General features: G+C 63.7%; 22 protein-coding genes and 4 tRNA genes. 15 read left to right on the forward strand and 11 right to left on the reverse strand.

The genetic code is table 11. The annotated features are described in order from the left end of the window. Positions 1-188: 188 nt before the first annotated feature. Together efp and earP are read right to left on the reverse strand one after the other, a co-directional pair. On the reverse strand, positions 189-746 hold the full coding sequence (efp, locus tag P0D89_RS05495) for an elongation factor P (protein WP_042322091.1): 558 nt from the start codon (positions 744-746) through the stop codon (positions 189-191). A 420-nt stretch (positions 747-1,166) separates the two neighbouring features. After that, complete coding sequence (gene earP, locus P0D89_RS05500) at positions 1,167-2,357, reverse strand: elongation factor P maturation arginine rhamnosyltransferase EarP (RefSeq protein WP_408357093.1); 1,191 nt, start codon at positions 2,355-2,357, stop codon at positions 1,167-1,169. A gap of 267 nt (positions 2,358-2,624) precedes the next feature. Here earP and uvrC point away from each other — a divergent pair, with 267 nt between their 5' ends. The 8 genes from uvrC to P0D89_RS05540 all read left to right on the forward strand — a co-directional run bounded on the left by uvrC (position 2,625) and on the right by P0D89_RS05540 (position 8,932). After that, on the forward strand, positions 2,625-4,814 hold the full coding sequence (gene uvrC / locus P0D89_RS05505; protein ID WP_408357091.1) for an excinuclease ABC subunit UvrC: 2,190 nt from the start codon (positions 2,625-2,627) through the stop codon (positions 4,812-4,814). Positions 4,815-5,027: 213 nt separating this feature from the next. Beyond that, positions 5,028-5,621, forward strand: coding sequence for a CDP-diacylglycerol--glycerol-3-phosphate 3-phosphatidyltransferase (gene pgsA / locus P0D89_RS05510; RefSeq protein ID WP_408357281.1), 594 nt, complete (start codon positions 5,028-5,030; stop codon positions 5,619-5,621). Positions 5,622-5,799: 178 nt separating this feature from the next. Beyond that, positions 5,800-5,875 (forward strand) — tRNA-Gly (locus P0D89_RS05515). Positions 5,876-5,938: 63 nt separating this feature from the next. Then, positions 5,939-6,014: transfer RNA gene (locus P0D89_RS05520), tRNA-Gly, on the forward strand. Positions 6,015-6,127: 113 nt separating this feature from the next. After that, positions 6,128-6,201: transfer RNA gene (locus P0D89_RS05525), tRNA-Cys, on the forward strand. Between the two features lie 680 nt (positions 6,202-6,881). After that, on the forward strand, positions 6,882-7,325 hold the full coding sequence (locus tag P0D89_RS05530) for a hypothetical protein (protein ID WP_408357089.1): 444 nt from the start codon (positions 6,882-6,884) through the stop codon (positions 7,323-7,325). 193 nt (positions 7,326-7,518) lie between these two features. After that, a complete protein-coding gene (locus P0D89_RS05535) occupies positions 7,519-8,268 on the forward strand; it encodes a TraB/GumN family protein (RefSeq protein ID WP_408376218.1) in 750 nt (249 codons plus the stop codon). A gap of 163 nt (positions 8,269-8,431) precedes the next feature. Continuing rightward, positions 8,432-8,932, forward strand: coding sequence for a GNAT family N-acetyltransferase (locus P0D89_RS05540; RefSeq protein WP_408357085.1), 501 nt, complete (start codon positions 8,432-8,434; stop codon positions 8,930-8,932). 70 nt (positions 8,933-9,002) lie between these two features. Here P0D89_RS05540 and P0D89_RS05545 read toward each other — a convergent pair whose 3' ends face one another. From P0D89_RS05545 to P0D89_RS05555, 3 genes are read right to left on the reverse strand one after another with little or no spacing between them, the layout of a single operon-like run. Further along, positions 9,003-9,890, reverse strand: coding sequence for a cytochrome c oxidase assembly protein (locus P0D89_RS05545; protein ID WP_408357083.1), 888 nt, complete (start codon positions 9,888-9,890; stop codon positions 9,003-9,005). Between the two features lie 9 nt (positions 9,891-9,899). Next, complete coding sequence (locus P0D89_RS05550) at positions 9,900-10,361, reverse strand: copper chaperone PCu(A)C (RefSeq protein ID WP_408357081.1); 462 nt, start codon at positions 10,359-10,361, stop codon at positions 9,900-9,902. 18 nt (positions 10,362-10,379) lie between these two features. Further along, a complete protein-coding gene (locus P0D89_RS05555) occupies positions 10,380-11,087 on the reverse strand; it encodes an SCO family protein (RefSeq protein ID WP_408357079.1) in 708 nt (235 codons plus the stop codon). A gap of 378 nt (positions 11,088-11,465) precedes the next feature. On the opposite strand from P0D89_RS05555, the gene otsB reads away from it, so the two are divergent. Beyond that, positions 11,466-12,215, forward strand: coding sequence for a trehalose-phosphatase (gene otsB, locus P0D89_RS05560; protein WP_408357077.1), 750 nt, complete (start codon positions 11,466-11,468; stop codon positions 12,213-12,215). A 55-nt stretch (positions 12,216-12,270) separates the two neighbouring features. Next, positions 12,271-13,731 (forward strand): alpha,alpha-trehalose-phosphate synthase (UDP-forming), encoded by a 1,461-nt coding sequence (gene otsA / locus P0D89_RS05565; RefSeq protein ID WP_408357075.1) that lies wholly within the window; start codon positions 12,271-12,273, stop codon positions 13,729-13,731. A gap of 130 nt (positions 13,732-13,861) precedes the next feature. On the opposite strand, the gene P0D89_RS05570 is transcribed toward otsA, so the two are convergent. Further along, positions 13,862-15,697, reverse strand: a complete 1,836-nt coding sequence (locus P0D89_RS05570) for an ABC transporter ATP-binding protein (RefSeq protein ID WP_408357073.1) — start codon at positions 15,695-15,697, stop codon at positions 13,862-13,864. A gap of 695 nt (positions 15,698-16,392) precedes the next feature. On the opposite strand from P0D89_RS05570, the gene P0D89_RS05575 reads away from it, so the two are divergent. The 3 genes from P0D89_RS05575 to P0D89_RS05585 all read left to right on the forward strand — a co-directional run bounded on the left by P0D89_RS05575 (position 16,393) and on the right by P0D89_RS05585 (position 19,194). Continuing rightward, positions 16,393-17,457, forward strand: a complete 1,065-nt coding sequence (locus P0D89_RS05575) for a glycosyltransferase family 4 protein (RefSeq protein WP_408357071.1) — start codon at positions 16,393-16,395, stop codon at positions 17,455-17,457. A 265-nt stretch (positions 17,458-17,722) separates the two neighbouring features. Next, positions 17,723-18,577 (forward strand): hypothetical protein, encoded by an 855-nt coding sequence (locus P0D89_RS05580; protein WP_408357069.1) that lies wholly within the window; start codon positions 17,723-17,725, stop codon positions 18,575-18,577. 152 nt (positions 18,578-18,729) lie between these two features. Then, positions 18,730-19,194 (forward strand): DUF2214 family protein, encoded by a 465-nt coding sequence (locus P0D89_RS05585; protein WP_408357067.1) that lies wholly within the window; start codon positions 18,730-18,732, stop codon positions 19,192-19,194. Between the two features lie 162 nt (positions 19,195-19,356). On the opposite strand, the gene P0D89_RS05590 is transcribed toward P0D89_RS05585, so the two are convergent. From P0D89_RS05590 to P0D89_RS05610, 5 genes are all read right to left on the reverse strand, one after another. Beyond that, the gene (locus P0D89_RS05590; protein WP_408357065.1) at positions 19,357-21,234 is read right to left on the reverse strand and encodes an ABC transporter ATP-binding protein; all 1,878 of its coding nucleotides are present in this window, start codon (positions 21,232-21,234) and stop codon (positions 19,357-19,359) included. A 407-nt stretch (positions 21,235-21,641) separates the two neighbouring features. Continuing rightward, positions 21,642-21,716: transfer RNA gene (locus P0D89_RS05595), tRNA-Val, on the reverse strand. A gap of 48 nt (positions 21,717-21,764) precedes the next feature. Continuing rightward, complete coding sequence (dnaQ, locus tag P0D89_RS05600; protein WP_408357063.1) at positions 21,765-22,499, reverse strand: DNA polymerase III subunit epsilon; 735 nt, start codon at positions 22,497-22,499, stop codon at positions 21,765-21,767. 87 nt (positions 22,500-22,586) lie between these two features. After that, the gene (rnhA, locus tag P0D89_RS05605; protein ID WP_408357061.1) at positions 22,587-23,033 is read right to left on the reverse strand and encodes a ribonuclease HI; all 447 of its coding nucleotides are present in this window, start codon (positions 23,031-23,033) and stop codon (positions 22,587-22,589) included. Further along, positions 23,030-23,899 carry a class I SAM-dependent methyltransferase gene (locus P0D89_RS05610; protein WP_408357059.1) on the reverse strand — a complete coding sequence of 290 codons (870 nt, stop codon included), beginning with the start codon at positions 23,897-23,899 and terminating at the stop codon, positions 23,030-23,032. Before P0D89_RS05610 ends, rnhA begins: the two co-directional genes overlap by 4 nt. A gap of 19 nt (positions 23,900-23,918) precedes the next feature. Between P0D89_RS05610 and gloB the strand changes: the two genes are divergently transcribed. Together gloB and P0D89_RS05620 are read left to right on the forward strand one after the other, a co-directional pair. Beyond that, positions 23,919-24,710: a hydroxyacylglutathione hydrolase gene (gloB, locus tag P0D89_RS05615; RefSeq protein ID WP_408357057.1), complete on the forward strand. Its 792-nt coding sequence runs from the start codon at positions 23,919-23,921 to the stop codon at positions 24,708-24,710. A gap of 156 nt (positions 24,711-24,866) precedes the next feature. Next, entirely contained in the window at positions 24,867-26,558 is a 1,692-nt protein-coding gene (locus P0D89_RS05620; protein ID WP_408357055.1) for a transglycosylase SLT domain-containing protein, read from the forward strand. Positions 26,559-26,630: the final 72 nt, after the last annotated feature.

Here is a 26,630-nt window from a genome sequence, read left to right on the forward strand (position 1 = left end):
TTGTCAACGGAGAAACGGGAACTGTGGGTGGCGAAATGGCAATTTCGAGAATAGTGCCGGTAAAGTTTTCCTTAACCATACACGTCGGCTCCAAAAAGAAAAAGCGCCCAAATCGGGCGCTTTTTTTTTGCCATTTTTTTCGCGCTGCCGACGTTGCGCCGGCGCGTGTTTTCAGGCTTGCAGGCGCATTAAGCGCGGCTGCGGTACTCGTGCGTACGGGTGTCGATTTCGATCTTGTCGCCGATGTTGCAGAACAGCGGCACTTGCAGTTCGAAGCCGGTGGTCAGCTTGGCGTTCTTCAACACCTTGCCCGACGACGTATCGCCCTTGACAGCCGGTTCCGTGTAGATGATCTCGCGGACCAGCGTGGTCGGCAGTTCGACCGAGATGGCCTTCTCGTTGTAGAACACGACTTCGCAAGCCATGCCGTCTTCGAGGTAGTGAAGGGCGTCGCCCATCATTTCGCTTTCGACTTCGAACTGGTTGTAGTCGGCGTCCATGAACACGTACATCGGGTCGGCGAAGTACGAGTACGTCACTTCCTTGCGCTCCAGCACGACGACGTCGAACTTGTCGTCTGCCTTGTACACGCTTTCCATGCCTGCGCCGGTCAGCAGGTTCTTGAACTTCATCTTGACGACGGCGGAGTTGCGGCCCGATTTGTTGTATTCGGCCTTTTGCACGACCATTGCGTCTGCGCCGATCATCACGACGTTGCCGGTGCGGAGTTCCTGTGCGGTCTTCATAAAACTGTCCTGTACGAAATAAGTAGCTTCAACTTTTTGCTCAACGGCATACGGCGCAAACGGCTTCGGCGCCTCGCTCACTGCGCGCCGCACCGCATGGAAGCGGCACCGGGGCTTGAGTGCGAGAAGCGCGGCCGGCTTGCCGCGGGACGGGCGGAAGCAGGCCGCATCGCGCCGCGCTGTGATTTCCGCCATTCCCGACGATCCGTTACCTGCTTTTTACCCTGTGCGGGCGTGTACACGAGTGGCGCCGAGCCACAACATACGTCCCTTTTTTACATTTACACCACTCACCAGAAGGCTGGGGCGCGTCATGCATTATTCGATGCCGGATTGGTCAGCGGGCCGACCAGCCGGAATTGACCGGGCTCGTTGCTGCGATTCGGGCCGCGCTTGCGTCGTCGGCCGTTGGATAACCGCTTATTTTAACTGAGTTTTTGCGAACAAGGCCAGATTTCCGGCGAGGTCGCCTACTTCGGCGAGTTCACCCGCCCATTCGGCCGCGCGCTGCTCGAGCGCCGGGCAGTGGCGCCGGAATTCGGCCCATTCCGGCTGGCCCGCGCCGTTCCACGCGTGCCAGAAGCGTGAGAGCGCGTCGCGCGCGTCCGCGGGCAGGGTGCGGGCGTAGTGGGCGAGCGCGGCGTCGAGTTTCGGCAGATGGGCGTCGTCGGCTTGCGGGTAGATATGCCAGACGAATGGTTTCGCAGCCCATTGAGCGCGCACGAACGAATCTTCGCCACGCACGAAATTGATGTCGCTCGCCCACAGCAGCGCGTCGTAGCCGGCTTGCGCGGTGAATGCGAGCGCATGCGCGCTGAGGTTGCCGCGCGCCGCATACGAGCCCGCGGTAAATGACGGCAAGCCGAAAAAGCGCGCCACCGCGCCGGAAATGCGGCCTTCGGGCACCAGCAGCACGACCGGTGCGGCGGCGTCGCGCCATTGTTCGAGCAGGCTGTCGACGGCGGGGTTTTCGTAGGCGAATAGCGAAACGACGGTTGCGCCGGGGGGCGGCGGCGCACGGCCGGTGGTTTGCAGCCACCACGCTTCGCGTGTCGCCGGCGACGCGTCGAAGGCCGCGCGCGCGGCGTCGAGATGCCGCTCCTTCAGCACGCCGCCCGTGCCGGGGCCAAGCCCCGGGAAAAAGAACGTCTTGGTCAGCGCATAGCGCGGATGAGGCGACGGCCGCAGATGAAAATCCGCAACCCAGTCCTCGGCGCTGAGATATTCGAGGTTGAACCAGACCGGCGCGCGCGCGCGCTCGGCCATCGCGGCGACGTAGATCGGCGGCAGTTCGCAGCCGAACGCCTCGATCACCACGTCGGCCACTTCGAGCGTGTCGCCCGCATGGGCCGGCTCGCGCCAGTGTTCGACGACGATGCCGCCGACCGTCTGGCGCGCGCGGTCCAGCGCGAGCGACGGGCACAGCTTCTGGAATGCATGCAGATCGTCGACGAACACGCGCACCTGCCAGCCGTGCTCGCTCGCGAGCTGGCGCGCGAGGCGCCAACACACGCCGATGTCGCCGAAGTTGTCGATCACCGCGCAGAAGATGTCGCAGGCAATCGCGACGGAGGCAGCAGGCTGTTCGGTGCGGGGGGCAACGGTGGACATGGTGACCTGGGTGGCGGTGTCGAACGGTTGGCGGCGGCCGCGGCGGTGGACGACCCCGCGGCGCTGGACCCTCATAGCGCCGCGCCGCCACCCTCGCGCGGGGCCGAAGCGTTGCCGGGTTCGGCGCACAGCAGGGTTCGAACGCGCGCGGAATGTTCTAAACTGGCGATTCTAAAGCCTCGACCACGATTGCGCGCGCCAGTTTCGCCGGGACGCGCGGCACGCGGCGCAAGGCCTCGCGAGACCGTCCCACCCAATCGACCCTGCATGACCGAACCCGAAGCAACCGACGCATTCGAGCCGAAAAAAGTGCTCGCCCAACTGCCACATCTGCCTGGCGTCTATCGTTATTACGATACGCAGGGCGCCGTGCTTTATGTGGGCAAGGCGCGCGACCTCAGGAAGCGCGTCTCGAGCTACTTTACGAAGACGCTGCTGTCGCCGCGCATCGCGATGATGGTGACGCGCATCGCGCGCATCGAGACGACCGTCACGCGCTCCGAGGCCGAAGCGCTGCTGCTCGAAAACAATCTGATCAAGGCGCTCGCGCCGCGCTACAACATCCTGTTTCGCGACGACAAGTCGTATCCGTACCTCAAACTGACCGGTCACAAGTTTCCGCGTATGGCCTATTACCGGGGGTCGGTGGATCGCAAGAATCAGTACTTCGGTCCGTTTCCGAGCGCGTGGGCGGTGCGCGAGAGCATCCAGATCCTGCAGCGGGTGTTCCAGTTGCGCACTTGCGAAGATTCCGTGTTCAACAACCGCACGCGGCCCTGCCTGCTGCATCAGATCGGCCGCTGCACGGCGCCGTGCGTGGCGGCCATCAGCGAAGAAGACTACGCGCGCGACGTCGCCAACGCGTCGCGCTTTTTGCTCGGCCGCCAGGGCGAGGTGATGAAGGAGCTCGAGCAGAAGATGCACGCGTTCGCGAGCGAGCTGAAGTTCGAGCAGGCCGCGGCGGTGCGCAACCAGATGAGTTCGCTGTCGACGGTGCTGCATCAGCAGGCGATCGAAGTCGGCAGCGATAGCGATGTCGACATTCTCGCGGTGGTCGCGCTGGGCGGGCGCGTCTGCGTGAACCTCGCGATGGTGCGCGGCGGACGGCATCTCGGTGACAAGGCGTATTTCCCCGCGCATGTGGAAAGCGCGTTGACGGCGGATGAAGGCGGGCTGGAAGAGGGTGGGGGCGAAGCGCTGGCTGATGTCGATAACAGCGGCGCGGGTTTGGGTTCGGCGGTGGAGCAGGGTGCGAGTGGCGCAGACGAATCGGCCGATGCCGACGCTTCCGACGCGCTCGCGATCGCTCGAGACATGCCATCGGAAGACGAAGACGCTGAAGGAGCGGAGAACGCCGACGCCAACCCCGCCGCCTCCGAACCATCGAAGCCGCGCGAAGGGGCCGCATCAAACGGAATCGAATCCGAAGTGCTCGAAGCGTTCATTGCCCAGCATTACCTGGGCAATCGCGTGCCGCCAGTGCTGGTGGTCAGCCACGCGCCGGCCACGCGCGAACTGGTCGACGTGCTGATCGAGCAGGCCGGCCACAAGGTGACCGTGCTGCGTCAGCCGCAAGGGCAACGGCGCGCGTGGCTCGCGATGGCCGAGCAGAATGCGCGGCTCGCGCTCGCCCGCCTGCTGTCGGAGCAAGGCTCGCAACAGGCCCGCACGCGCGCGCTCACCGACACGCTCGGCATGGAGTGCGACGACCTCGCGCATCTGCGCATCGAGTGCTTCGACATCAGCCATACGATGGGCGAGGCGACGCAGGCGTCGTGCGTGGTGTATCACCATCACAAGATGCAGTCGTCCGAATACCGCCGCTACAACATCACGGGCATCACGCCCGGCGACGACTACGCGGCGATGCGCCAGGTGCTCACGCGCCGCTACGAGAAGATGGTCGCGCAGGCCGCCGCGAATGCCGCCGACGAAGCCGCCGAATTGCAAGGCGACGCCGCCGATCCGTCGCTCTCGGCGGATGCCGCGCAGCCGGCGGCAGCGGGCGGCATTTTGCCGACAATCGTGCTGATCGATGGCGGCAAGGGTCAGGTCGAGATTGCGCGCCAGGTGTTCACGGAACTCGGCCTCGATACCGGTATGCTGGTCGGCGTCGCCAAGGGCGAGGGCCGCAAGGTCGGTCTCGAAACCCTGATCTTCGCCGACGGCCGCGCGCCGCTCGAGCTCGGCAAGGAAAGCGCCGCGCTGATGCTGGTCGCGCAGATTCGCGATGAGGCGCACCGCTTCGCGATCACCGGCATGCGCGCGAAGCGCGGCAAAACGCGCCAGACCTCGCGGCTCGAACAACTCGAAGGGGTAGGTGCAAAACGACGTCAACGGCTGCTCGCGCGCTTCGGCGGATTGCGCGGCGTGGTCGCCGCGAGCGTCGAGGATCTGGCGAGCGTCGAAGGAATTTCGCAGGCGCTGGCCGAGCAGATTTATCGGCAGTTGCACTGAATATGGCGGGGCGGCTCGTCGGTCGGGGAGGAGCGATAAGCGGTCGATGAGTGGCTAATAGCTGACCGGCAAGCGACAACGCCGCGCCCGACAAGCGCCCGCCAAAACGACACCCGTGCGGCCCGCGTGCCAACGCCCGCGCGCCGCGTTGCTTGTGGCAGGCCTTGCGACACGGCACAATTGCATCTCACTCGTCAGACGCTGCGCCTGCCCATGCCGTTCAATTTCCCGATTTTCCTGACCTGGCTGCGGATCGTCCTGATTCCGCTCGTCGTCGGCGTGTTCTATCTGCCCGACATGATGATGAGCCCCGCGCACCGCAATCTCGCGGCCGCGACGATCTTCATTCTGGCGGCGCTCACCGACTGGTTCGACGGCTTTCTGGCCCGCAAGTGGAATCAGACCTCGGCGTTCGGCGCGTTCCTCGATCCGGTCGCCGACAAGCTGATGGTGACGGCGGCGTTGCTGGTGCTCGTGCAGCTCGCGCGGATCGACTCGGCGATCGCGTTGGTGATCGTCGGACGTGAGATCGCGATTTCGGCGTTGCGCGAGTGGATGGCGCAGATCGGCGCGTCGAAGAGCGTCGCGGTGAATTCGCTCGGCAAGTTCAAGACGGTCTGCCAGATGGTAGCGATTCCGATGCTGCTGTTCTACGGACCGTTGCCGTTCGGCGGCGGTGCGGTGGTCGACACGCGCGTGTGGGGCCTGTGGCTGATCTATCTGGCCGCGTTCCTGACGATCTGGTCGATGCTCTACTACATGAAGCTCGCGTGGCCGCAGATCCGCGAGCGCGGCGGCGTGGCGTGATCGCACAAGTATCAGCGAAAACTTTTCATTAAAGACCTTCGCAAAAGGGGTTGACACGTTTCAGTCGTTTCTCCATAATCTCGTTTCTCCGATGCACGCAGTTTGAAGCGACGGACGCAGAAGCAGAGTAGTTGCGGTAAATAAGGCGGTAGTTAGTGTAAGTAGTTAGCCGCACAATGCGGGAGTAGCTCAGTTGGTAGAGCGCAACCTTGCCAAGGTTGAGGTCGCGAGTTCGAGCCTCGTCTCCCGCTCCAGTTTCTTGAAGCACCGCGTTGTTTGGCGAAGTAAAAGTGCAGCGCGTTGTGAAGCAGTGCAATGCGGGAGTAGCTCAGTTGGTAGAGCGCAACCTTGCCAAGGTTGAGGTCGCGAGTTCGAGCCTCGTCTCCCGCTCCATACATAAGGGGAAGCAGCGCTTCCCTTTTTGTTTGGTGGGCCGATCGTTCCGATTGTTCGATTGTCCGCCGGACAAAATCTGCGAGCCTGCAGCTAGGTTCCAGTCCGCTTGCGGCGCGATAGCAAAGCGGTTATGCAGCGGCCTGCAAAGCCGTTTAGGCCGGTTCGACTCCGGCTCGCGCCTCCAGTAGTTGATGTAAAGAAAAGCCCCGACTTGTCGGGGCTTTTCTTTTTTCCGCGGCACTTTTTTCGATGCAAGTGCGGGCGGTGTGTAGCGTTTCGCGACGACGATGACGCTGTATCAGCGATGCGCTTCGTCGCGCACATCAATATGCTTCTCATTGCGAGTAGATCGCAGTGTCCGAGCGCTCGTCGGTGACTCGAAGTTAAATAGCGATTCCTGAACTGATCGCCCGAACGGCACGCGCCATACAAGTGCGCGCAGTCGCAATGGCATGTCTTTTTATCAATGGTTTTTCAAGGGCTTTCGTCCATGTTTAATTGTCTTTCGACTTGATTCTGTTGATTATTTAATGCGTCGAACGACGCGTAGGGCGTCACTATTTTATGGTCGGCAAAGTAAAAGTACCGGGCGGGCGGCCCCGCCGCAATTGCTGAATTTCGGCCAATGGAAAAACCATAAACGCTGTCGCGCTGTTGAGCCTTGGCTTGCCCTTGCAGGCAATTGCGCAATCGGCATCGGCTCCGGCCATCAAAAGCGGAGATACGTGAACCTATGTCAGCAGCATCGAGCGGGTGTCGTTGGGCTGGCGTCAGACCCGCGACGAAGTGACCGTCCTGCGCGCAACGCCGTCTCACATCTACTAAGAATCAAAGTGGGTGGGCTCGGCCCAGGCGCCGAGAGAAATGGTCGCCGGCTCCGACTGGAGCCGCGAGCGCAACCTGGATGGCGCGGAAGCGGTCGTCAACCGGCCGTTTGCGTTTCCGTTGTCGCCGGGCAAAACCTCGAGCGTCGACTACACGGAACTGCACCCGAACAAGATGTTCGCGTCGCAGAAGTGGAACTCGCAATACAAGGTGGTGGGGACAGACACCGTCGAAGTGCCGGCGGGAAAATTTCAGGCGCTCAAGATCGAATCGGAAGGCGACTGGATTGCACAGATCGAGCAGGGCGACACCGCGATGATCACTCAGGCACAGAACGTCGGCCCGGTTCAATCGACGGGGCAAACTTACAAAGCCTTCTCGCATGTGCCCGAAATTGGGCGGTGGGTGAATAATCGGCCTGCTTGCGAGGTGAGCGCAGATGGCTTGGCCGCTTTGCTGTGGCTGATCCGCGAGCGGGGTTGATAGTCCGCGTAACTCACGACGGATGCGGCGCACAATGCATGGTTAGCGCTTCATCGGCCGGTCCGAACGGAACTGTATTTTTCGCAGATCGTCTTTCTACCATCTGACGCGTTCACGATGCCGCGCGTTACCAATCCGATTGCAGAACTGCACGCGTACTTTGTGCGTGAGTGCCCGTTCATCCCGAGGCCGCATGTACCTACAACTCACCGGCACCAATGTGCGCCTGCTCGGCTCGATGCATCTGTTTCCCTCGACGAGCCGCAGAACGCCGCCATGGATTGCCGAAGCCTACGACTGGGCGGAAGCGCTGGTCTTGGAATCCGATCCGCCGACCATCCTGCCGTTTCTGAAGGCGGACCCGCGGCACGGCGCCGCCCAACTGCTGCCATTGCTGCCGGCCGACGCGTGGAGCCAACTACAGGCAGTGTGGCCCGTCGAAGGAGCATTGGCGCCGCTCGTCGAACTGCGCCCGTGGGCGGCGCTGATCGTTGCGCCGACGCTGTTTCAGCAGGTCGTCGAAGGCGTCGAGCCGCGCATGCTGCGCTCCGCGATCGCGCAAGCCAAGCCCTTTAGCTATCTGGAGACTGCGCAGGACGTGGCAGCGGCGCTCGAAACGATTCCACTGGAAGCCGTCGGCGCGGCGCTCCGCTTGCTGATGGCCGATCGCGAGGAACCTCAGCGCACGCTCGAACGGATGCACGAGGCCTGGCTGGATGGCGATCTGCAAGCGGTGCAGCGGATCGCGGCCGAATCGCCGATGTTCAATCTGCCGGGCATCCGTCACGCCATTCTCGATGCGCGCAATCGCGCATGGGCCGCGCGTTTGAAGCAACGGCTCGACGAGCGCCAGCGCACGTTGGTGGTGGTCGGCGCGCTGCATCTATGCGGCCCCGGCAATTTGATCGAGTGTCTCGCGCATCCTGTCGAAGCGGTTTTCTAAGCGCGCGGGCAGCGCGATAGCGAGCTTGCCGATGCAATGCCGCTTCGCGTGCGTTGCCGCATCGAACATCGCGGCCCGACGCGTGACGTGGCTTAAGGGCTTCGCGCGCGGCATAATTGCACACCGTCGCCCGAACGTGGCGCCTCTTTTCTGAAAGCACCTGATGACCGCTTCGCAACCAATCGCCGCGACGCGGCTCGCCCAACTCGAATGGCGCTGGAAAACCTTCGCTGACCTCACGAACATCGAAGTCTACGAGATGCTAGCCGCTCGCAACGCGGTGTTCATCGTCGAGCAGAACTGCGTGTATGGCGATGTCGACGGGCTCGATATGCAAGCCTGGCATCTGCTGGCCTATGGCCCCGCCGTCGACTCAGCACCGCCGCCGCTGGCCGGTTATCTGCGCGTGCTGCTGCCCGATGCCGACGATACCGACGTGCGCATCGGACGCGTGCTGACCACGGCGGAATTCCGCGGCGTCAAGCTAGGCAATGCGATGCTCGAACGCTCGATCGCGCATATCCGCGCGCAGTGGCCCGGTACGCCGATTCGTCTGCACGCGCAGGCGCATCTGCAAGGCTTCTATGGCGCGTTCGGCTTCGCGCCGGTCTCTGAGATTCACGACGACGACGGCATCCCGCACGTGTGGATGCGTTCGGCGTGAGCTTGTTTTAGGGCGCATGCGCGCGGCGCGCTTCGCATCAATCGCGTCGCCGCGCTTCAAACCACAGGCATCAGCGCTGTCCGCGCACGCTGGCTGCCGACGTGCCATGCGCCACGCCCCGCGCCGTCGTCGCACGCCGTTCGGAGCGCAACCGTCCGCGTGCCGACAGCCGCATCCAGTGACGCAGCGCGATCAGCGCGCCGATCACGCTCATCATCGAACCCGGAATCCATAGCAGCAGCCCGCCGATCTGCTGATCGCGCATCGGGCTGAGCCACGTGAACGCGCGGCCGCAAATCGAATAGATCGGATACAGCTCGTGCGGCGTGAAAAAGATAAACGCGCCGAGGACGATCTGCGGCGGAATCGCGGCGATCACCACCAGCACACGCTTGCCTGGCGACAAACGCGCGGGCGGCGCCGGCCGCGGGTCGAGCACGAGCCACCAGAACAGCAGGCCGTCGATCACCATGCTCCAGTTCATCACGCGATACAGCCGCCAGTCGAGCATCGCGACGAAATGAATCGGCGACAGCAGCCAGAAGTAAATCAGCCCGACGAACAGCGTGACCGCGACGACCGGATGCATCACCACGTCGAGCAGCTTGCGCACCACCGGGCTCTGTAGCGCGGGCCGTACGAAGCGCTGCCGCCACGCAAACGGAATGCCGGCGCGTAACGCCGCGCCCGGATACGACAGCGCGATGAAAAACGGCCCGAGGTGATGCAGCACCAGATGCTGCAATCGATGCATGAAGAACTCATGCTCGAAGAAATAATCGAGCCGCGTATGCAGCACCACGTACAGCGCCACCAGCCCGAACCAGAAGGAAATGCGCCGCGCGAGCGACAGCTTCGCGCGCCGCGCGCCGCGCACGAACAGGATCGCCGGCACCAGCAGCGCGATCACGACGGTCGGCGAGAATTCCCAGGGATCGAGCCAGTAGAGCAGATTCATCGCGGCGCGTTACTTGGTCTGGGCCGGCGACTTGACGACGAACGGCGTGTCGAGCGTCTCACCGTCGGAGAACTTCAGCGTCAGATGCACGGTGTCGCCCGGTGCGACCTTGTGCTTCGCGTCTTCGAGCATCACGTGATAGCCGCCCGGCGCGATCGACACCCGGCCGTGCGCGGGCACCGTCAGCTTATCGACCATCACCATCTTCTGCGACGAACCGTTCGACACGGTCTCATGCAGCATCGCGTCGCCGTAGTCGTTGCTCGAAATATCGACGAGGTCGACGGGTTTGTCGCTCGCGTTCACGAGGGTTGCATAGCCTGCGGCGGGCAAGTTGTTCGGCAGCCAGCGGACCCATGCGTCCTTGACGCTGATTGCATTGGGGCCAGCCGCGTGCGCGGCAGCGACGAAGCCGAACGAAAGGGCGAGCGCGCAGCTCAGTGAAGCGAACGTTTTGATCTTGATCGACATGAATGGACTCGGGAAAGGTCAGGAACGGTCATCAATGATACGGCGCAGGTCTTGCGCGATCGTATCGGGCGTGTCGTGATCGGTGGCCAGCAGGCGCGCGTGGCCCTGGCTGTCGAACACGTAGACGGCGGAACTGTGAGTGACTTCGTAGTTGCCGTTAGGGTCGCGCTTCTCCATCTGGTAGGCAACGCGATAACGCTTGGCGAGCGACTCGATCTGCCGGTCGGTGCCGGTCAGGCCTTCGGCGTGCTGCGCGTCGAACGCGCCGACGTAGTCGTGCAACGCCTGCGGCGTGTCGCGCGCGGGATCGACGGTGATGAACAGGATGCGCACCTTCTGCGCGTCGGGTCCGAGCTTGCCGAGCACCTGCATCAGCCGGCCCATCGTCTCAGGACACACATCCGGACAATGCGTATAGCCGAAGTAGACGAGCGACGCGCGTCCCTTGAACGAATCGCCGTTGACGGGGCGGCCGTCGTCGCCGGTCAGCGTGAAGTCGAGATCCGGCAGATGGCCGGTCACATTGGTCAGCTGCCACGGTTCGGCGTGATGCGTGCAAGCGGCCAGCGCGGTCAGTGCGCCTATGGTCATCGTCAGCGCGAGCCGGCGCACGAGCTCGCTCATGAAGCGACCCCCGCGCCGTGCGGCGGGATTCAGCAGGGGGCGACGGGACGAGATGAGCGGGAACAAAGCAGGGTTCAATGACTCGATTGAAGAGCGGCGCATGCGGTAGCGATGGCAGGCAATGGCCGCCAATCAACGGCGCAGCCGGATTTCGCCTGATTCCCCGACGGCGCGTGGCGATCCATAGTATGCAAATATGGGCTCACGGCAGGGCGTCTGTGTGGCTGCGACTGTAGCGCAAAATCGCCGACGGCGTCGCGCAACGCCCGTGGCGCGTGGTTTGCGAGGCAATTTGACGCAGCCCGGGTGAAAGCTCGCTGAAGCCGGATTGTTCTCTTTTTGAACGCGATCGTCGCAAGCCCGGGCGCGCGGCGCCCCGCGGGCCGGGCGCCGCGGCTTACTTCCTCGAAAAATTGACGGATGCGCGGTAAGATGCGCACACTTTTCCAGCCGCAGAAGGCTGAAAGGCGAACCCAAGCGATGCAAGCACTTCCGGCTGTTCTGTCTCCGAGCGAGACGGCATTTTTCTTCGATTTCGACGGCACGCTCGTCGAACTCGCCCCCACGCCAGACGGCGTGCTGGTGCAACCGCGCGTGATCGATCTGCTGACCGAATTGCGCAGCCTGACGAACGGCGCGCTGGCGATCGTGTCGGGCCGCGGCATCGACAGCATCGATGCTTTCCTCGGCATGCCCGATCTGCCGATCGCCGGTTTGCACGGGGCCGAGCGGCGCGACGCGAACGGCGACACGCAGCGGATCGGCTTTCATGACGAGCGGCTCCTGCGCATGGAGCAGGTGCTCGCGCAGGTCGTCAACGAACACCCCGGGATGCTGCTGGAGATCAAGGGCGCGGCGCTCGCGCTGCACTACCGCAATGCGCCGGACCGCGAGCTGCTCGCCCGTGAAGCCACCCAGCGGCTGGTGGCCGACTATCCCGGCTCGTATGTTCTGCAGCCCGGCAAGATGGTCTACGAAATCAAGCCGAAGGACGTCGACAAGGGCCGCGCGATGCGCGCGTTCCTCGACGAGCCGCCGTTCGTCGGACGCAAGCCGGTGTTTGCCGGCGACGATCTGACCGACGAGAAAGGCTTTGCCGTCGTCAACGAGCGCGGCGGCCTGTCGATCAAGGTCGGCGCCGGCGAGACCATGGCGCATACCCGGATCGACTCGGTGCCGGCGCTGCTCGACTGGCTGGAGACCATCGTCGCGGCGGCGCGCGCAGCATGAACGCCGCGCCGCATCGCTTTAAGCTAACCACGCACTGCATCGGGAATCGCGCTTCATGAGCCGACTGATCATCGTATCGAACCGGGTTGCGCCCATCTCGGAGGGCGGTCCGGCGGCGGGCGGTCTGGCGGTCGGCGTGTACGACGCGCTGAAGGAAACCGGCGGCATGTGGTTCGGCTGGAGCGGCGATGTGCTCAGTTCGGGCCAGCCGCAGATCAAGGTCGAGGAACGCGGTCCCGTGACTTTCGCGACCGTCGCGCTGATGCGCCGCGATTACGATCAGTACTACCGCGGCTTCTCGAACGCCACGCTGTGGCCGGCGTTCCACTATCGCGCCGACTTGCTGCAATACGACCGGCACGACTTCGAGGGTTACTGGCGCGTCAATGCGTGGCTCGCGCAGCAACTCGTGCCGCTGCTGCGCGAAGACGACGTGATCTGGGTTCACGACTATCACCTGATTCCATTCGCGCAGGCGCTGCACGCGGCCGGCGTGAAAAATCGCATCGGCTTCTTTCTGCATATTCCATTTCCAGCTTCGCAGGTGCTGCTCGCTGTGCCGCCGCATCGCGAGCTGGTCGAAGCGCTCTGTTCGTTCGATCTGCTCGGCTTCCAGACCAGGCCCGATCTGCGCGCGTTCTGCGATTACATCGTCAATGAAGCGGCGGGCACGGTCGACACGTCGGCTCGCGGTCCGCTGACCATCCACGCGTTCGGCCGCACGTTGCGCGCGGCGGCTTATCCGATCGGCGTTTATCCGGACGAGATCGCTGAACTCGCGAAAGCGGGCGAGCGCGGCAAGCCAGTGCGCACGATGAAGGCGACGCTGCATTCGCGCAAGCTGATCATGAGCGTCGACCGGCTCGACTATTCGAAGGGGCTGGTCGAACGTTTCCGCGCGTTCGAGCGGCTGATCGAACATGCCGCCGCACAGCGCAACAAGGTGTCGTTCCTGCAGATCGCGCCGCCGACGCGCGCCGACCTGCACGCGTACCAGGACATCCGCTTGCAGCTCGAAGGCGAGTCGGGGCGCATCAACGGACGCTTCGCCGAACTGGACTGGACGCCGATCCTCTACATCCACAAGCAGTACGAACGCTCGGTGCTGGCCGCGCTGTTTCGCACCGCGCACGTCGGCTACGTTACGCCGTTGCGCGACGGGATGAACCTCGTCGCCAAGGAGTATGTGTCGGCGCAGGACCCGGAGAATCCCGGCGTGCTCGTGCTGTCGCGCTTCGCCGGCGCGGCGCAGGAACTGGAAGGGGCGCTGATCGTCAATCCGGTCGACATCGACGGGATGGCCGAGGCCCTTGCTAAAGCGCTTGCGATGCCGCTTGCGGAGCGTCAGGCGCGTTATCGCGACATGATGGTGCAGTTGCGCGAGAACAATGTGTCAGTGTGGCGCGATAACTTCATGCGCGATTTGCAGAGCGTGGACAGCGCGAAGGCCAGCAGAAGCAGGAAGGTGCGGGCAGGCTCGGGCAAGCAGACGGTGCGTGAGAGTCTGACGGGGTAGGCGCCGTTCAGGTCTTTGCGATGCTGCTGCCGGGCCGTGTGCTTCAGGGCATCTGAAAAACGATAAAGCCGCTTGTCAGAGCGGCTTTATCGTTGGCGTGCATGTAACTTCGCGCGGCGCGGCGCCGCGTTCAGACCACGTGCTGTTCGTCGACCTTCTTGCCGCCGATGTGCAGCGTGGTGCCCTTGCCGTACTGCTTCGAGAGCAGGTCACGATACAGGCCCGGACGCTGGCGCAACTCTTCCGGGCTGCCGTCGTCGATGACCTTGCCGGCGCTCATCACGATGATCCGGTCGAAGTTGTTCAACGTCGACAGCCGGTGCGCGATCGCGATCACGGTGCGGCCGACCATCAGCCGGTCGAGCGCCTTCTGGATCGCTTCTTCCGACGCGCTGTCGAGCGCGGACGTGGCTTCGTCGAGCAGCAGGATCGGCGCGTTCTTCAGGATTGCGCGCGCAATTGCGATCCGCTGACGCTGTCCGCCGGACAGCTTCACGCCGCGATCGCCGACGATCGTGTCGAAGCCTTCCGGCATCGCTTCGATGAAGTCCGAGCAACGCGCTTCGCGTGCGGCCGCGACCACTTCTTCGCGGCTCGCTTCGGGGCGGCCGTAGGCGATGTTCTCGTACACCGTGCGATGGAACAGCGAGATATCTTGCGGCACCACCGCGATCGCATGGCGCAGGCTGTCCTGGGTGATCGACGCGATGTCCTGGCCGTCGATCCTGATCGCGCCGCCCTGCGTCTCGTAGAAGCGCTGCAGCAGCGCCAGCACGGTGGATTTGCCCGCGCCCGACTTGCCGATCAGGCCGACGCGCTGGCCGGGTTCAATATGCAGATCGAAATGATCGAGAATCGCCCGGCGGCGCGGGTACGCGAAGGTCACGCCTTCGAAATCGACCCGGCCGCCTTGCGGCACCAGTTCGGTCGCGCCGTCGCGATCCGGCATGCCGTGCGGCTCCAGCAGCGTGCGGACCGCTTCCGCGAGCCGCGCCACGTGCTGCGTGACGTCGACAAGCGCGACGGCCAGATCGCGTGTGCCGTGCAGAATCGTGAAGCCGAGCGAGCTGACGAGCACGATGTCGCCGGAGGTCGCCTTGCCCTGGTCCCACAGCCACAGCGCCCAGCCGAGCAAGCCCGCCGAGAGCAGCGCGGTGATCACCGCGTGCAGCAGGCGCAGTTTTTCCAGATACAGCAGGCTCTGCTGGCGCGCGTCCATCTCGGCCTTGACCGTCGCACCGAACCGTTGCTGTTCGCGAAACGTCATGCCGAACGCGCGCACGAGGCCCATGTTGCTAATCACGTCGACCAGCTCACCGTCCACCGACGCCGCCCTGGTGGCGAAATGATGGTGACGCGCCGAGCCTCGCCCCGCGAGTTTGTACAGCACGACCGACAGAATTGCTGAACACAGCATCAAGCCGCCGGCCATCAGCGGATTCACCGCGATGATCATGACGATTGCGCCGAGCACCGCGATGCAGGGCGGCAGTACGTTCCAGGCAGTGGTGTTCTCGGCCGTGTACACCGCGTTCGAGGTCGCCGTGATCCGGCTCGCGAGCATGCCGGGCTGTTTCTCGGAGAAGTAGGTCGGCGAATGTCCGCTCAAATACTTGAACAGGTCGCGGCGCAGGTCGCCGGTGACGGCGACGAACGTGTGCGCGGCAACCCAGCCGCCGACCCGCCACAGCAGGTTGTCGGCGGCAATCAGGCCGACCAGGATGGCGAACGCCCCCCACAACGGACCGGGATGATGCCGGCCTTCGCCGAGCACGTCGATCAGATGTTTGATCGCGTATTGTGAAGCGAGCGCACAGCCCACGGCCGCAAACACGCTGCACAGCACGATCGCATGCGCGAGCGGATGGCGGCGGATAAAGCGGAAGAGAAACGCAAGCGGCCGGTGCGCATAGCTCGCGAGCTTTGCGTTCTGGGCGTTACGCTGGGCGATGGTTAAGTGTTCCAATTGATCGTGAGGTCGAGGTATTTCGGGTTGTGCATGCAAAGCGCGGGCCCACGCAAAATAGGGTTCGCCGCGAAGCCGATGCTTCGCATTGTAAACACGCAAAAGCGATTGCGCCCTGTGTATCCGGGCGTTGACGCGACTGATTTCGCGATAGACCGCCGCGACCTTCACTTGCTCGACCCGCAGTCGGGCAAGTGGTTCACGCAGGACGCGGACAATTTCGGGATATAATTACAGATTGCATTCAACCGCAATGCGGCAATTCTTCAACGCTTGCCGGCAAACTCGACGCGCGAGCTTACAGATGTCGGCTTGACGGTCACCGCCGCAAGCCAGTTGCCACTGTAGAACTGTCTTAGAAAACAAGGGTTTGCAAAGTGTTTCGCGTTTGTAACAACGTAAAGACTTTGAAATGTTGTGGTGCAGCGAGAACGCCGGCACCGATAATGCATGCCTTGTAGGCCCGCGGAAAAATTTGACAGTTGTCAACGCAGATGTTGCATATGCGTTTACTCGCACATGCGCAGACGGCGAGCAGCCAGTCCGGGCTCATACCCCAAGCGATCCATCGCAGGATTTCTCGAAAGAATCAGGCCCGCGCCGGCGTGTCCGGCCCGACTGCCCTGGCGAGCAAAGCGAGTCGCTTTTACCCAACGCAGTACTTTTGCCTGATTTTTTACTAGGAGTTCTTCATTATGCGAATCGCTCAAATCGCTCCGTTGCACGAGGCGGTTCCTCCCAAGCTGTACGGTGGGACGGAACGCGTGGTGTCCTATCTGACCGAAGCGCTGGTCGAGCAAGGCCACGACGTCACGCTCTTCGCGAGCGGCGATTCGCAGACCTCCGCAAAACTCGAAGCGTTCTGGCCGCAGGCGTTGCGTCTGGACCCGACGATTCGCGACGTGATGGCGCCGCATATGCTGCTGCTCGAAGAAGTGCGCCGCCGCGCGGACGAATTCGACGTGCTGCATTTCCACATCGACTACTACCCGTTCTCGCTGTTCGCGCGTCAGCCGGTGCCGTTCCTGACGACGCTGCACGGCCGTCTCGATCTACCGGAACTGCAGCCGATCTTCAAGACGTTCAGCGACGTGCCGGTCGTGTCGATTTCGGACAACCAGCGCATTCCGCTGCCGCAGGCGAACTTCCTGCAAACCGTCTATCACGGGCTGCCGGAAAACCTGCTCACGCCAATCAAGGATGTCGAGCCGAGCTATCTCGCATTCCTTGGCCGTATTTCGCCGGAAAAGCGTCTGGACACGGCAATCCGCATCGCCCAGCAGGCCGGCATGAAGATCAAGGTCGCCGCCAAGCTCGACAAGGCTGACCGCGCGTACTACGAGGAAGTCATCAAGCCGCTGATGTCGCTGCCGCACGTCGAATACATCGGCGAAATCAGCGAAGCGGAAAAGACCGAGTTCCTCGGCAACGCGCACGCGCTGCTGTTCCCGATCGACTGGCCGGAGCCCTTTGGTCTGGTGATGATCGAGGCGATGGCTTGCGGTACGCCGGTGATCGCGTTCAACCGCGGTTCGGTGCCGGAAGTGATCGAAAACGGCGTGTCGGGCTTCGTCGTCGAAGACGAAATCAGCGCGGTCGCTGCCGTGAAGCGTCTGCACACGCTGCCGCGCGCCTCCGTGCGTAAGGCGTTCGAATCGCGCTTCTCGTCGAAGGTCATGGCGAAGAACTACGTCGCCACCTACGAAGAACTGCTGCGTCAGAAGCACCGCACGGTGCTGCGCGAGGTCAACGCGAGCTGATTTGCAACTGATCGGCAGCTGATTGGCAATAGGTCAGGCAGTCAAGCCGGCTGAACGGGCGCTTTCGGGCGCCCGCTAGCGCGGCCAGCAACGCCCCGTGAGCATTCCCGCTCACGGGGCGTTGTTGCTTGCGCGCCGCGTTTTTTGCGCCGCGTGGCCGAAAGTGTGGAATTCCGCGGGTCAAGAATCGGCCACTCTCGGTAATATCCCTATAATGGCCGTGCCGCAAATTTGGCTGCGGCGCCGCCGACGACAGGAGGATGCCTTGGCGAGAACGAAAGAGACGCGTGCGAACGCCGCGCCTGGCGCCGGAACGATTTTCGCGTTGCGCGCCATCGGTCTCGTGCTTGTCGCTCGCTGGCTTTTCTCGATGGCGCAGATGGACCTGGGCGCGGCGCTGTCCGCGATGGTGTCCTCGCCGTGGGCATGCATCAACCTGGTATTCCTGTTCCTGTTGATCTTCCTGCCCGGCGCGCGCGCCGTGGCCGAACGCCCGTTTCATCCGCTGCCGCAATGGCTGCGGCAGGCGCTGCGTCTGTTTGCCTTTCTCGGTTTTCTGTTTGCCGTCTGGTCGGTCGGCGCGTTTGTGGCGAGCGCCGGCTGGCGCCGCGCCGCGCAGGCCGTGGCGGCCACCAACGGCTGGCTTCTGGCCGCGCCGATCCTGTACGTGGCCGTCCTGTGGATCTGCCGGCCTCGTCCGCTGTGGCGAACCAACATCGCCGCGCGGCGCTTTGCGATCGGCCGCTATGCGGTGGCGCTCGATCCGGCTACGCGCACCGTGATCGTATGGGCCGAGCGTCGCAAGGTCGGCCAATACGATGCGCGTGAATTGTCGGTGCGCTGGGCGGCCGGGCAGGATGCCCGCCCCACGCCGGCACCCACTCCCGCGATCGCCTTCGGTGCGGCAGGCGAGCCGGGGGCACCGGCTGTGCCGATGGGTTCGGGCGCGGCGCCGGCGCTCGTGCACGGCGTCCTGGGCCGCCGTCCGAAAGTCGAGTTGTTGTGGGATTCGCCGGCCGCGGCGGGCCACAACCGGCAAACCGTATTCAGCGCGACCCTGACGACCGAAGGCGATCGGGTCGCCGCCCGCGCACTTGACACAACTCTGCGGCAAGTCTGAAGCTGCAAGCTTTGTGCATTCGATCACACCGCGTGGCCGATGAACACGTCGTAGATCGAGCCTTACCCGATAATGAAGTCATGGCGCCCGGCCGTTGAACGCGGGCGAGTGGGACCTACGTCGATCGTGTCGCGTCTTTCGCAGGAGTCGCTATGCTGGTTCGCTGGTTGCTTGCCGCCCTTCATCTGCTCGCTTACGGTTTTGCGCTCGCGTCGATTCTGCGGCGCACCTGGGCGCTGCGCCGCGCGTCCGTGCCCGCCGCGCTGCGCTCCGTGTTCCGCGCGGATACCAGGTGGGGCATTTCCGCACTGGTGTTGATCGTCACCGGCTTGATGCGTGCCTTCGGCAGTTATGAGAAAGGCGCGGACTACTATCTCCACGAGCCGCTCTTTCACGTCAAGATGACGCTGCTCGTGTTGATTCTGATCCTCGAAGTCCCATCCATGCTCGAGCTGATGCGCTGGCGCGCGTCGATTCGCAAAGGCACTGTGCCGAATCTGAAAAAAGCGCGTTTTTATGCGCGCTATAGCGTGATCCAGACGGTTTTGCTGGTGCTGATGGTGTTTGCGGCGACGGGGATGGCGCGCGGCATCGGCTTGCCGGCCGGCGTGGTATAGGCGGGCGCCGAGGGCGGTAAAGCGATATTCCTGAGGGCGTTCGTGGTTTCGCGCGCGTCACGTGCGCCAGCAGGGAGAGCGCGACGGGCATGCGGAACGCAGACAGAGCGCGCGCCTTCGACGAGGCTACGTCCACCGGACATTCCGCAGGTTCGCTGCGCTTTACTTCCCCACCAGCAAGCTCGAATCGTCCACCCGATCCGCCTTGACGTCGGCGCTCGCGCGCATCAACTCCGGCTGTTCGAAGCCCTTGATCAACTCCAGCGCCTGACGCTCGAACAGCCGCCGATACAGGCCGTTCTCGCGCCGGATCAGCGCGTCGTGGCTGCCTTCCTCGATCACCTTGCCCTTGTCCAGCACCAACAACCGGTCCAGCGCGCGCACGGTGGACAGACGGTGCGCCACCACCAGGGTCGTGCGTCCCACCATCAGCCGCTCCATCGCTTGCTGGATCAGCACTTCGCTTTCGCTGTCGAGACTCGACGTGGCTTCGTCCAGAATCAGGATCGGCGCGTCGGCGAGGAACGCCCGCGCGATCGCCACCCGCTGACGCTCGCCGCCCGACAGCTTGACGCCGCGTTCGCCCACCAGCGTGTCATAGCCGTTGGGCAGCGCCGTGATGAAGCCGTGCGCACTCGCGAGCCGCGCGGCGCGCTCGATCTCGGCGCGGCTCGCACCCGGCCGCGCATACGCGATGTTCTCGGCAAGCGAGCGGTGAAACAGCACCGGCTCCTGCTGAACGATCGCGATCTGGCTGCGCAACGACGCTTGCCGCACCTGTGCGATGTCCTGGCCGTCGATCGTGATCCGGCCGCCCGAAACGTCGTAGAGGCGCTGGATCAGTTTGATGAAGGTCGTCTTGCCCGAACCCGAATGCCCGACCAGCCCGACGCGCTCTCCAGGCGCGATGCGCAGAGAGAAGTTGTCGTAGAGCGGCCGGTCATGCGCGCCATAGTGGAAAGTGACGTGCTCGAAACGGATTTCGCCCTGGCCGATCGCGATCGGGCCCGCGCCGGGGCGGTCCTCGATGCCGAGCGGCTGCCCCTCCAGCGACACCAGTTCCTCCATGTCGTTGACCGAGCGTTGCAGATTGCGGATGTGCATGCCGACATCGCGCAGATAGCCCTGCAACATGAAGAACATCGTCAGCGCGAAGGTGATGTCGCCGACGCTCGCCCGGCCGCGCGCCCATAGCATCAGCGCAACGCCGAGAATGGCGGCCTGGATCGCGACCAGCATGCCGCCCTGCACCCCACCGTTGATCGTGCCGCGCACCCACGTGCGGCGCGTGCGGTGACGCCACTTGCCGATCACGCGGTCGAGCAGCATTTCCTCGCGTTCCTCGGCGCCGAAGGCCTTGACCACCCCATTGCAGCTGACCGAGTCGGCGAGCGAGCCGCCCATGCGCGTGTCCCATGCATTCGCGAGGCGCGCGGCCGGCGCGACAAAGCCGAGCGAGATGGTCACGGTCACGGCGATATACAGCAGCGAGCCGACGCCGACCACCGCGCCCATCATCGGCCAGCGCCAGCCGAGCAGCGCCGTCGCGCCGATCAGCATCGCCAGCGACGGCAGCAGCGCGATCAGCAGTGTGTCGTTGAGCAGGTCGAGCGCCCACATCCCGCGCGTGATTTTGCGCACCGTGGAGCCGGCAAAGCTGTTGGCGTGCCAGTCGGTCGAAAAGCGCTGCACGCGATGAAACGCATTCGCCGCGATCTCGCTCATCATCTTCAGCGTGAGCCTGATGATGTTGAAGTACACACCCTGGCGAAGCAGCGTGGCGCCGAGGCCGAGCGCGGCCAGCACGCAGAACGCCGTGAGCGCCGCGTGCCACGCGGTGTGATCGGCGGCCGGGCCGGATGCGATCGCATCGACGAGGCGGCCGGCGAACATTGGCGTGAGCACGTCCGCGAGGGCCGAGCACAGCGCCAGTGCAGCGATGGCGACGATGCGCCACGGCTGTTGCGCCCAGTGACGGAAGGTGAAGCCGAGGACATCCCTGAAGGCCTGTCCGCGAAAGTCGAGTTTTTTGTTAGCCATTTGCGACGACCCGGCGACGCGTGAGCGCACCGAAGTTCCCATCAGAAGCGAAACGACGAGACAGTCGAAGCGTGCCGGAATGCGGCCGGCAATCAGACTACGAACTGTCGTGGATTTGGGCGGCACGCTCGTGGGAGCAGGGTCCGCCTGAGCGACAACCTGACGACTTTAAGGTCGGGCCAGCGGTCGCGAGACCATGCGAGGGAGAGCGATACGCACTGCAAACATGTCACGCCTCCCTGTGGTCGAGTGAGTAGAGAAGATGGCCGGAGCGAATGCCCGGAGAGCCGACTATAGCAGCAGTGCCTGGCGCTCGCAATCGAACCCAAAACGAACCCAAAACGGAAAAGGGCTTACGCATTGCTGCGTAAGCCCTTTGATCTTCGGTGATCGACACACCAAAATTCTGGTGGGTAGTACTGGGATCGAACCAGTGACCCCTGCCGTGTGAAGGCAGTGCTCTACCGCTGAGCTAACCACCCGAAGAGATCCGAATTATGTCAGGGATTTCCGCGCTCGTCTAGTGCTTTTTAAGTAGTTTGCTCATCCGCGGTTGTGGCAGGGTCGACGCGCCATACGCTGGTGCCTTTGATCGCCTTGTCGAGGCCGTCGAGCACGGCCTCGTGCGCGGCGACTTCGTCGTCGGAGGCGGCGATCACGATGAGGTTCAGCGAGTCGAGCGCGACGCGCGGCGCGCGCGCGTCGCCGCCCGCATGCGATTCGCCGAGCATGTCGATGACGAGGCTTTCCTGGCCGCGCGTCATCGCCAGGTAGACTTCGGCGAGCAGTTCCGAGTCGAGCAGTGCGCCGTGCAGCGTACGGTGCGCGTTGCTGATGCCGAACCGGTCGCACAGCGCATCGAGCGAATTGCGCTTGCCCGGGAACATCTGCTTCGCGCGCGCGAGCGTATCGATGATCTCGCCGCAATAGGTGCTCACCGGCGGCAAGCCCAGCAAAGCGAACTCGGCATCGAGAAAGCCGATGTCGAACGGCGCGTTGTGAATGATCAGGTCCGCGCCCTGGACGAAATCGCGAAACTGGTCGGCGATTTCGCCGAACTTCGGCTTGTCGCTGAGAAACTCCGTGGTCAGGCCGTGCACGGCCAGCGCGCCCGGATCGCTGTCGCGTTCCGGGTTGATGTAGAAGTGCAGGTTGTTGCCGGTGAGTCGGCGATTCACCAGCTCGACACAGCCGAGTTCGAGAATCCGGTCGCCGGTGCGGGCATTCAGGCCGGTGGTTTCGGTATCGAGGATGAGTTGACGCATGTGGGATTAGCCTGCCTCAGAAAATTGCAGCGAAAAGAGCGACGCGGGAAGGGCGCACGGCGTGTGCCGCGCGCGGCGTGGCGGCCATCAGACTTGCGCGAGCGACGCGACGCCGCGGTTGGCCAGCTGATCGGCGCGCTCGTTTTCCGGATGCCCGTTATGCCCGCGCACCCAGCGCCATTCGATTTCGTGCTGCGCGACGAGCGCGTCGAGCCGCTTCCACAGGTCGGCGTTCTTCACCGGCTGTTTGGCGGCCGTGATCCAGCCTTTCTTCTTCCAGCCGTGAATCCATTCGCTGATGCCTTTCTGCACATACTGCGAGTCGGTGTGCACGACCGCCTTGCAGGGGCGCTTCAGCGCCTCGAGCGCGGCGATCACGCCCATCAGCTCCATGCGGTTGTTCGTCGTGTTGGCTTCGCCGCCGAACAGTTCTTTTTCCTGGTCGCCGAAGCGCAGCAGCGCGCCCCAGCCGCCGGGGCCGGGATTGCCCTTGCAGGCACCGTCGGTATAAATGTCGATGAATTCGGGAGTCATTGAGTGTGGTTGCGTGTGTTCGGGGTGGCGGCGGGCGCGAGGCCCGGGGCGAGCACGGGTTTTTTCACTTTCAGCGGACCGACGAGGCGCATGCCGCGCACGCGCTTGATCGCCTTGATCATGTAGGTGGCGCCGAAGATCGGCCACCAGCGGTCGCCGGCGGCTTCCATGAAACCATAGCGGGACAGCCATTGCTCGCTGCCGAGCGGCGGACGATAGCAGCCGAAGCGTCCGCGTTCAAGGTCAAAGCCCAGCAGCTTGATCCAGTCCTTCAGGCGCGTGAACGCGATCAGGTCGACCGCCGCGGGTACGAACGGCCGGCCGGTCATCTTGCCGACCGACTGACGGGCGCCCCATAGCGACAGCGAGTTGAAGCCGAGAATGATCAACTGGCCTTCGGGCATCAGCACGCGCTCGGCCTCGCGCAGCAGCCGGTGCGGGTCGCTCGTGAATTCCAGCGTGTGCGGCATCACGATCAGATCGACGCTCTGTGCTTCGAACGGCAGGTCCAGCAGGTCGCACCAGAGCGCGCTGCGGCCGGCCGGCGCGGGCAGGCTAGCCGGGATGCTTTGTGCTGCACCGTTGCCCGACCCGTTGCTCAACCCATTGCGATTGCCGCCATGCGCCGCGCCGCGCGGAAACGCGTAGGGCGCACTGGCGCCGCTGGCGGCATCGAGCACGAGGCCGCGGCACGGCATGCGGTTTTCGCGCAACGCATCGAGCTGCGGCAGGCCGAGTTGCAGCGCATGATAGCCGAACACGTCCGACACCACGCGATCGAGCTGGGTCTGTTCCCAGTCGAGCACGTAGCGGCCAGGCGGTGAGTCGGTCCACGCGGGCCAGTCTATAATCGCTCGGTCAGTCATATCAAAGAATGCGTCGCCTATGAATGCGCTCGAGTACGTACCGGTCCCGGCGTTTGAAGACAATTACATCTGGGTCGTTTCCGACGGACACCACGCGGTAGTCGTCGATCCGGGTGAGGCAGCCCCCGTGCGTGCCTATCTGGCGAAACGCGGATGGCGGCTGAACGCTATTTTACTCACGCACCATCATCAAGACCACGTCGGCGGGGTGGCCGATCTGCTGAACGGCCAGGCCGTGCCGGTCTACGGCCCCGCCGGTGAAGCGATCGAGCATCTCACGCATCGTCTCAAAAATGGCGATCACGTGACCATTGCGGCGCCCGTGCTCGAATTCAGCGTGCTCGACGTACCGGGTCACACGAGCGGACACATTGCGTATTTTCAGGCGGCGGACCCGCGCGGAACGCCGCACGTCTTTTGCGGCGACACGCTGTTCGCGTGCGGCTGCGGCCGGCTGTTCGAAGGCACGCCGCAGCAGATGCTCGCGTCGCTGGACGCGCTCGCCGCGCTGCCCGGCGCGACCGAAGTGCATTGCGCGCACGAGTACACGTTGTCGAATATCCGTTTCGCGCTCGCCTGCGAGCCGGACAACGCCGAACTGCAAGCCTGGCGCGACAAGGCGAGCGAGTTGCGGGCGCGACATGTGCCGACGTTGCCGACCACCATCGCGCACGAACGCGCGGTGAATCCGTTCCTGCGCGCAGCCAGTCCGGCGGTGCAGGCGACCCTGCAGGAGCAACTGCACGAAAAGGTATCCGACCGATTGACGGCTTTTACATTGATGCGCGAATGGAAGAACCGCTTCCGTTAATCCGGACCGTATTAAGCGCTCCTCACGCGAAGAATCGGAATAATTCGCCAAGCCCAAGATTTCCTTGATTTTTTTCGACATTTTCCGATTGACGTAAACGTTGCCGTTTCGTACTATCGGCTGCAAATTCCAGCCCTTTTGGAAGCCGAGACGTTCATGCGATTTATCTTTAGTGCGTTATTGGTCCTGACACTCGCCGCTTGCGCGAGTCAAGGACCGACAACGGGCAGTTCCACTGCAACCAATCCCGCCACCCAGCAAGCCGTAGCCGACGCTCTTCGCAAGACAGCCACCGCCAAAGAAACGATCAACGTAGACCAGGGTTCGGTCAGTCAACTTACCAGCGCGGACGCCGATCTGTGGGGCCGTATTCGCCGTGGTTTCCAGATGCCGGACCTGCAAACCGACCTCGTCGACATGCAGGTCAGCTGGTATGCGCAGCGTCCCGATTACGTGCAGCGCATGACCGAGCGCTCGCAGAAATACCTGTATCACATCGTCGAGGAGCTCGAGGCGCGCCATATGCCGACCGAGCTCGCATTACTGCCATTCATCGAGTCCGCGTATAGCCCGCAGGCGCTGTCGGTCGCGAAGGCCGCCGGCATGTGGCAGTTCATGCCGGGCACCGGGCGCACTTACAACCTCAAGCAGAACATGTGGCAGGACGAACGCCGCGACGTGCTGGCCTCGACCAGCGCCGCGCTCGACTACCTGTCGCGTCTGCATGACATGTTCGGCGACTGGCAGTTGGCGCTCGCGGCGTACAACTGGGGCGAAGGCAACGTGCAGCGGGCGATCGCGCGCAACGAAGCGGCGGGTCTGCCCACCGACTACCTGAGCCTGCGCATGCCGAGCGAGACGCGCAACTACGTGCCCAAGCTGCAGGCGGTGAAGAACATTGTGATGAACCCGCAGGTGTACGGGCTCACCTTGCCGTCGATCCCGAACCACCCATATTTCGTCACGGTGACCACCTCGCACGACATCGACGTGGATATGGCCGCCAAGCTCGCGAATCTGTCCACGGACGAATTCCGCTCGCTGAACCCGTCGTTCAAGAAACCGGTGATTCTCGGCGCGACGCAGCCGCAGATCCTGCTGCCGTTCGACAACGCCAGCGCGTTCGAGCGTAATCTGAAAACGTATTCCGGCTCGCTGTCATCGTGGACCACGTACACGGTCGACCAACGCGCGACGCCGGCGGCGATCGCACAGAAGATCGGCGTCGATGCGGACACGCTGATGGAAGTGAACAAGATTCCGGTCGGCATGCGTCTGAAGCCCGGCTCGACGATCGTGGTGCCGCGCGGCTCGGAAGATGACGAAGACATCAGCGCCGATGTTGCCGAAAGCGCGGTTCTGGCGATGGAGCCGGACGTCCCCGATACCCGCAAGATGCTGATCCGCGTGCGCCGCAATCAGACGATGGCGGCCATCGCCGTGCGCTACGGTGTGTCGATCGGCCAGTTGAAGGCGTGGAACCGCACGCACCGCGACAAGGTTACGCGCGGCCAGGTGATCGTGCTGCACGTGCCGGTCGGCAAGGCAGTGCCGAGCGAGCCAGGCCCGGAGCGGATCGCGACGGACGTGCAAGGCGGCGGCGTCGAGAAGATCGGCACCCGCGTCGCAGACGCGCATAGCGAGTCCCACTACGATAAAAAGAACGGTCGTGGCCGGTCGGCCGTGGTGAAAGTCGCCGAGCCGGTAGGGAAAGTCAGCAAGCCGACTGGATCCAGCGCCAGCAAGGGCAAGGTGACGAAAGTGTCGGCGTCCACGTCCAGCAAGGCGTCGAAGGCTGCGGCAGAGAGCCACCCAAAGACCGCGGCCAGCGCGAAGAAGGGTAACTAGACCAATAGCGGCTCCGACGGTAGTGGCCACATGCGTTGCGGGGGCAGCGCATGGATTGCCCTCCGATCACGC

The organism is Paraburkholderia sp. RL18-085-BIA-A, assembly GCF_046027075.1.
Lineage (GTDB): Bacteria > Pseudomonadota > Gammaproteobacteria > Burkholderiales > Burkholderiaceae > Paraburkholderia.

Coding starts and splice junctions, on each gene's coding strand:
- efp (WP_042322091.1), bottom strand. CDS start 746: ATGAAGACCGCACAGGAACTCCGCACCGGCAACGTCGTGATGATCGGC.
- earP (WP_408357093.1), bottom strand. CDS start 2,357: ATGTCCACCGTTGCCCCCCGCACCGAACAGCCTGCTGCCTCCGTCGCG.
- uvrC (WP_408357091.1), top strand. CDS start 2,625: ATGACCGAACCCGAAGCAACCGACGCATTCGAGCCGAAAAAAGTGCTC.
- pgsA (WP_408357281.1), top strand. CDS start 5,028: ATGCCGTTCAATTTCCCGATTTTCCTGACCTGGCTGCGGATCGTCCTG.
- P0D89_RS05530 (WP_408357089.1), top strand. CDS start 6,882: ATGGTCGCCGGCTCCGACTGGAGCCGCGAGCGCAACCTGGATGGCGCG.
- P0D89_RS05535 (WP_408376218.1), top strand. CDS start 7,519: ATGTACCTACAACTCACCGGCACCAATGTGCGCCTGCTCGGCTCGATG.
- P0D89_RS05540 (WP_408357085.1), top strand. CDS start 8,432: ATGACCGCTTCGCAACCAATCGCCGCGACGCGGCTCGCCCAACTCGAA.
- P0D89_RS05545 (WP_408357083.1), bottom strand. CDS start 9,890: ATGAATCTGCTCTACTGGCTCGATCCCTGGGAATTCTCGCCGACCGTC.
- P0D89_RS05550 (WP_408357081.1), bottom strand. CDS start 10,361: ATGTCGATCAAGATCAAAACGTTCGCTTCACTGAGCTGCGCGCTCGCC.
- P0D89_RS05555 (WP_408357079.1), bottom strand. CDS start 11,087: ATGCGCCGCTCTTCAATCGAGTCATTGAACCCTGCTTTGTTCCCGCTC.
- otsB (WP_408357077.1), top strand. CDS start 11,466: ATGCAAGCACTTCCGGCTGTTCTGTCTCCGAGCGAGACGGCATTTTTC.
- otsA (WP_408357075.1), top strand. CDS start 12,271: ATGAGCCGACTGATCATCGTATCGAACCGGGTTGCGCCCATCTCGGAG.
- P0D89_RS05575 (WP_408357071.1), top strand. CDS start 16,393: ATGCGAATCGCTCAAATCGCTCCGTTGCACGAGGCGGTTCCTCCCAAG.
- P0D89_RS05585 (WP_408357067.1), top strand. CDS start 18,730: ATGCTGGTTCGCTGGTTGCTTGCCGCCCTTCATCTGCTCGCTTACGGT.
- P0D89_RS05590 (WP_408357065.1), bottom strand. CDS start 21,234: ATGGCTAACAAAAAACTCGACTTTCGCGGACAGGCCTTCAGGGATGTC.
- dnaQ (WP_408357063.1), bottom strand. CDS start 22,499: ATGCGTCAACTCATCCTCGATACCGAAACCACCGGCCTGAATGCCCGC.
- rnhA (WP_408357061.1), bottom strand. CDS start 23,033: ATGACTCCCGAATTCATCGACATTTATACCGACGGTGCCTGCAAGGGC.
- P0D89_RS05610 (WP_408357059.1), bottom strand. CDS start 23,899: ATGACTGACCGAGCGATTATAGACTGGCCCGCGTGGACCGACTCACCG.
- gloB (WP_408357057.1), top strand. CDS start 23,919: ATGAATGCGCTCGAGTACGTACCGGTCCCGGCGTTTGAAGACAATTAC.
- P0D89_RS05620 (WP_408357055.1), top strand. CDS start 24,867: ATGCGATTTATCTTTAGTGCGTTATTGGTCCTGACACTCGCCGCTTGC.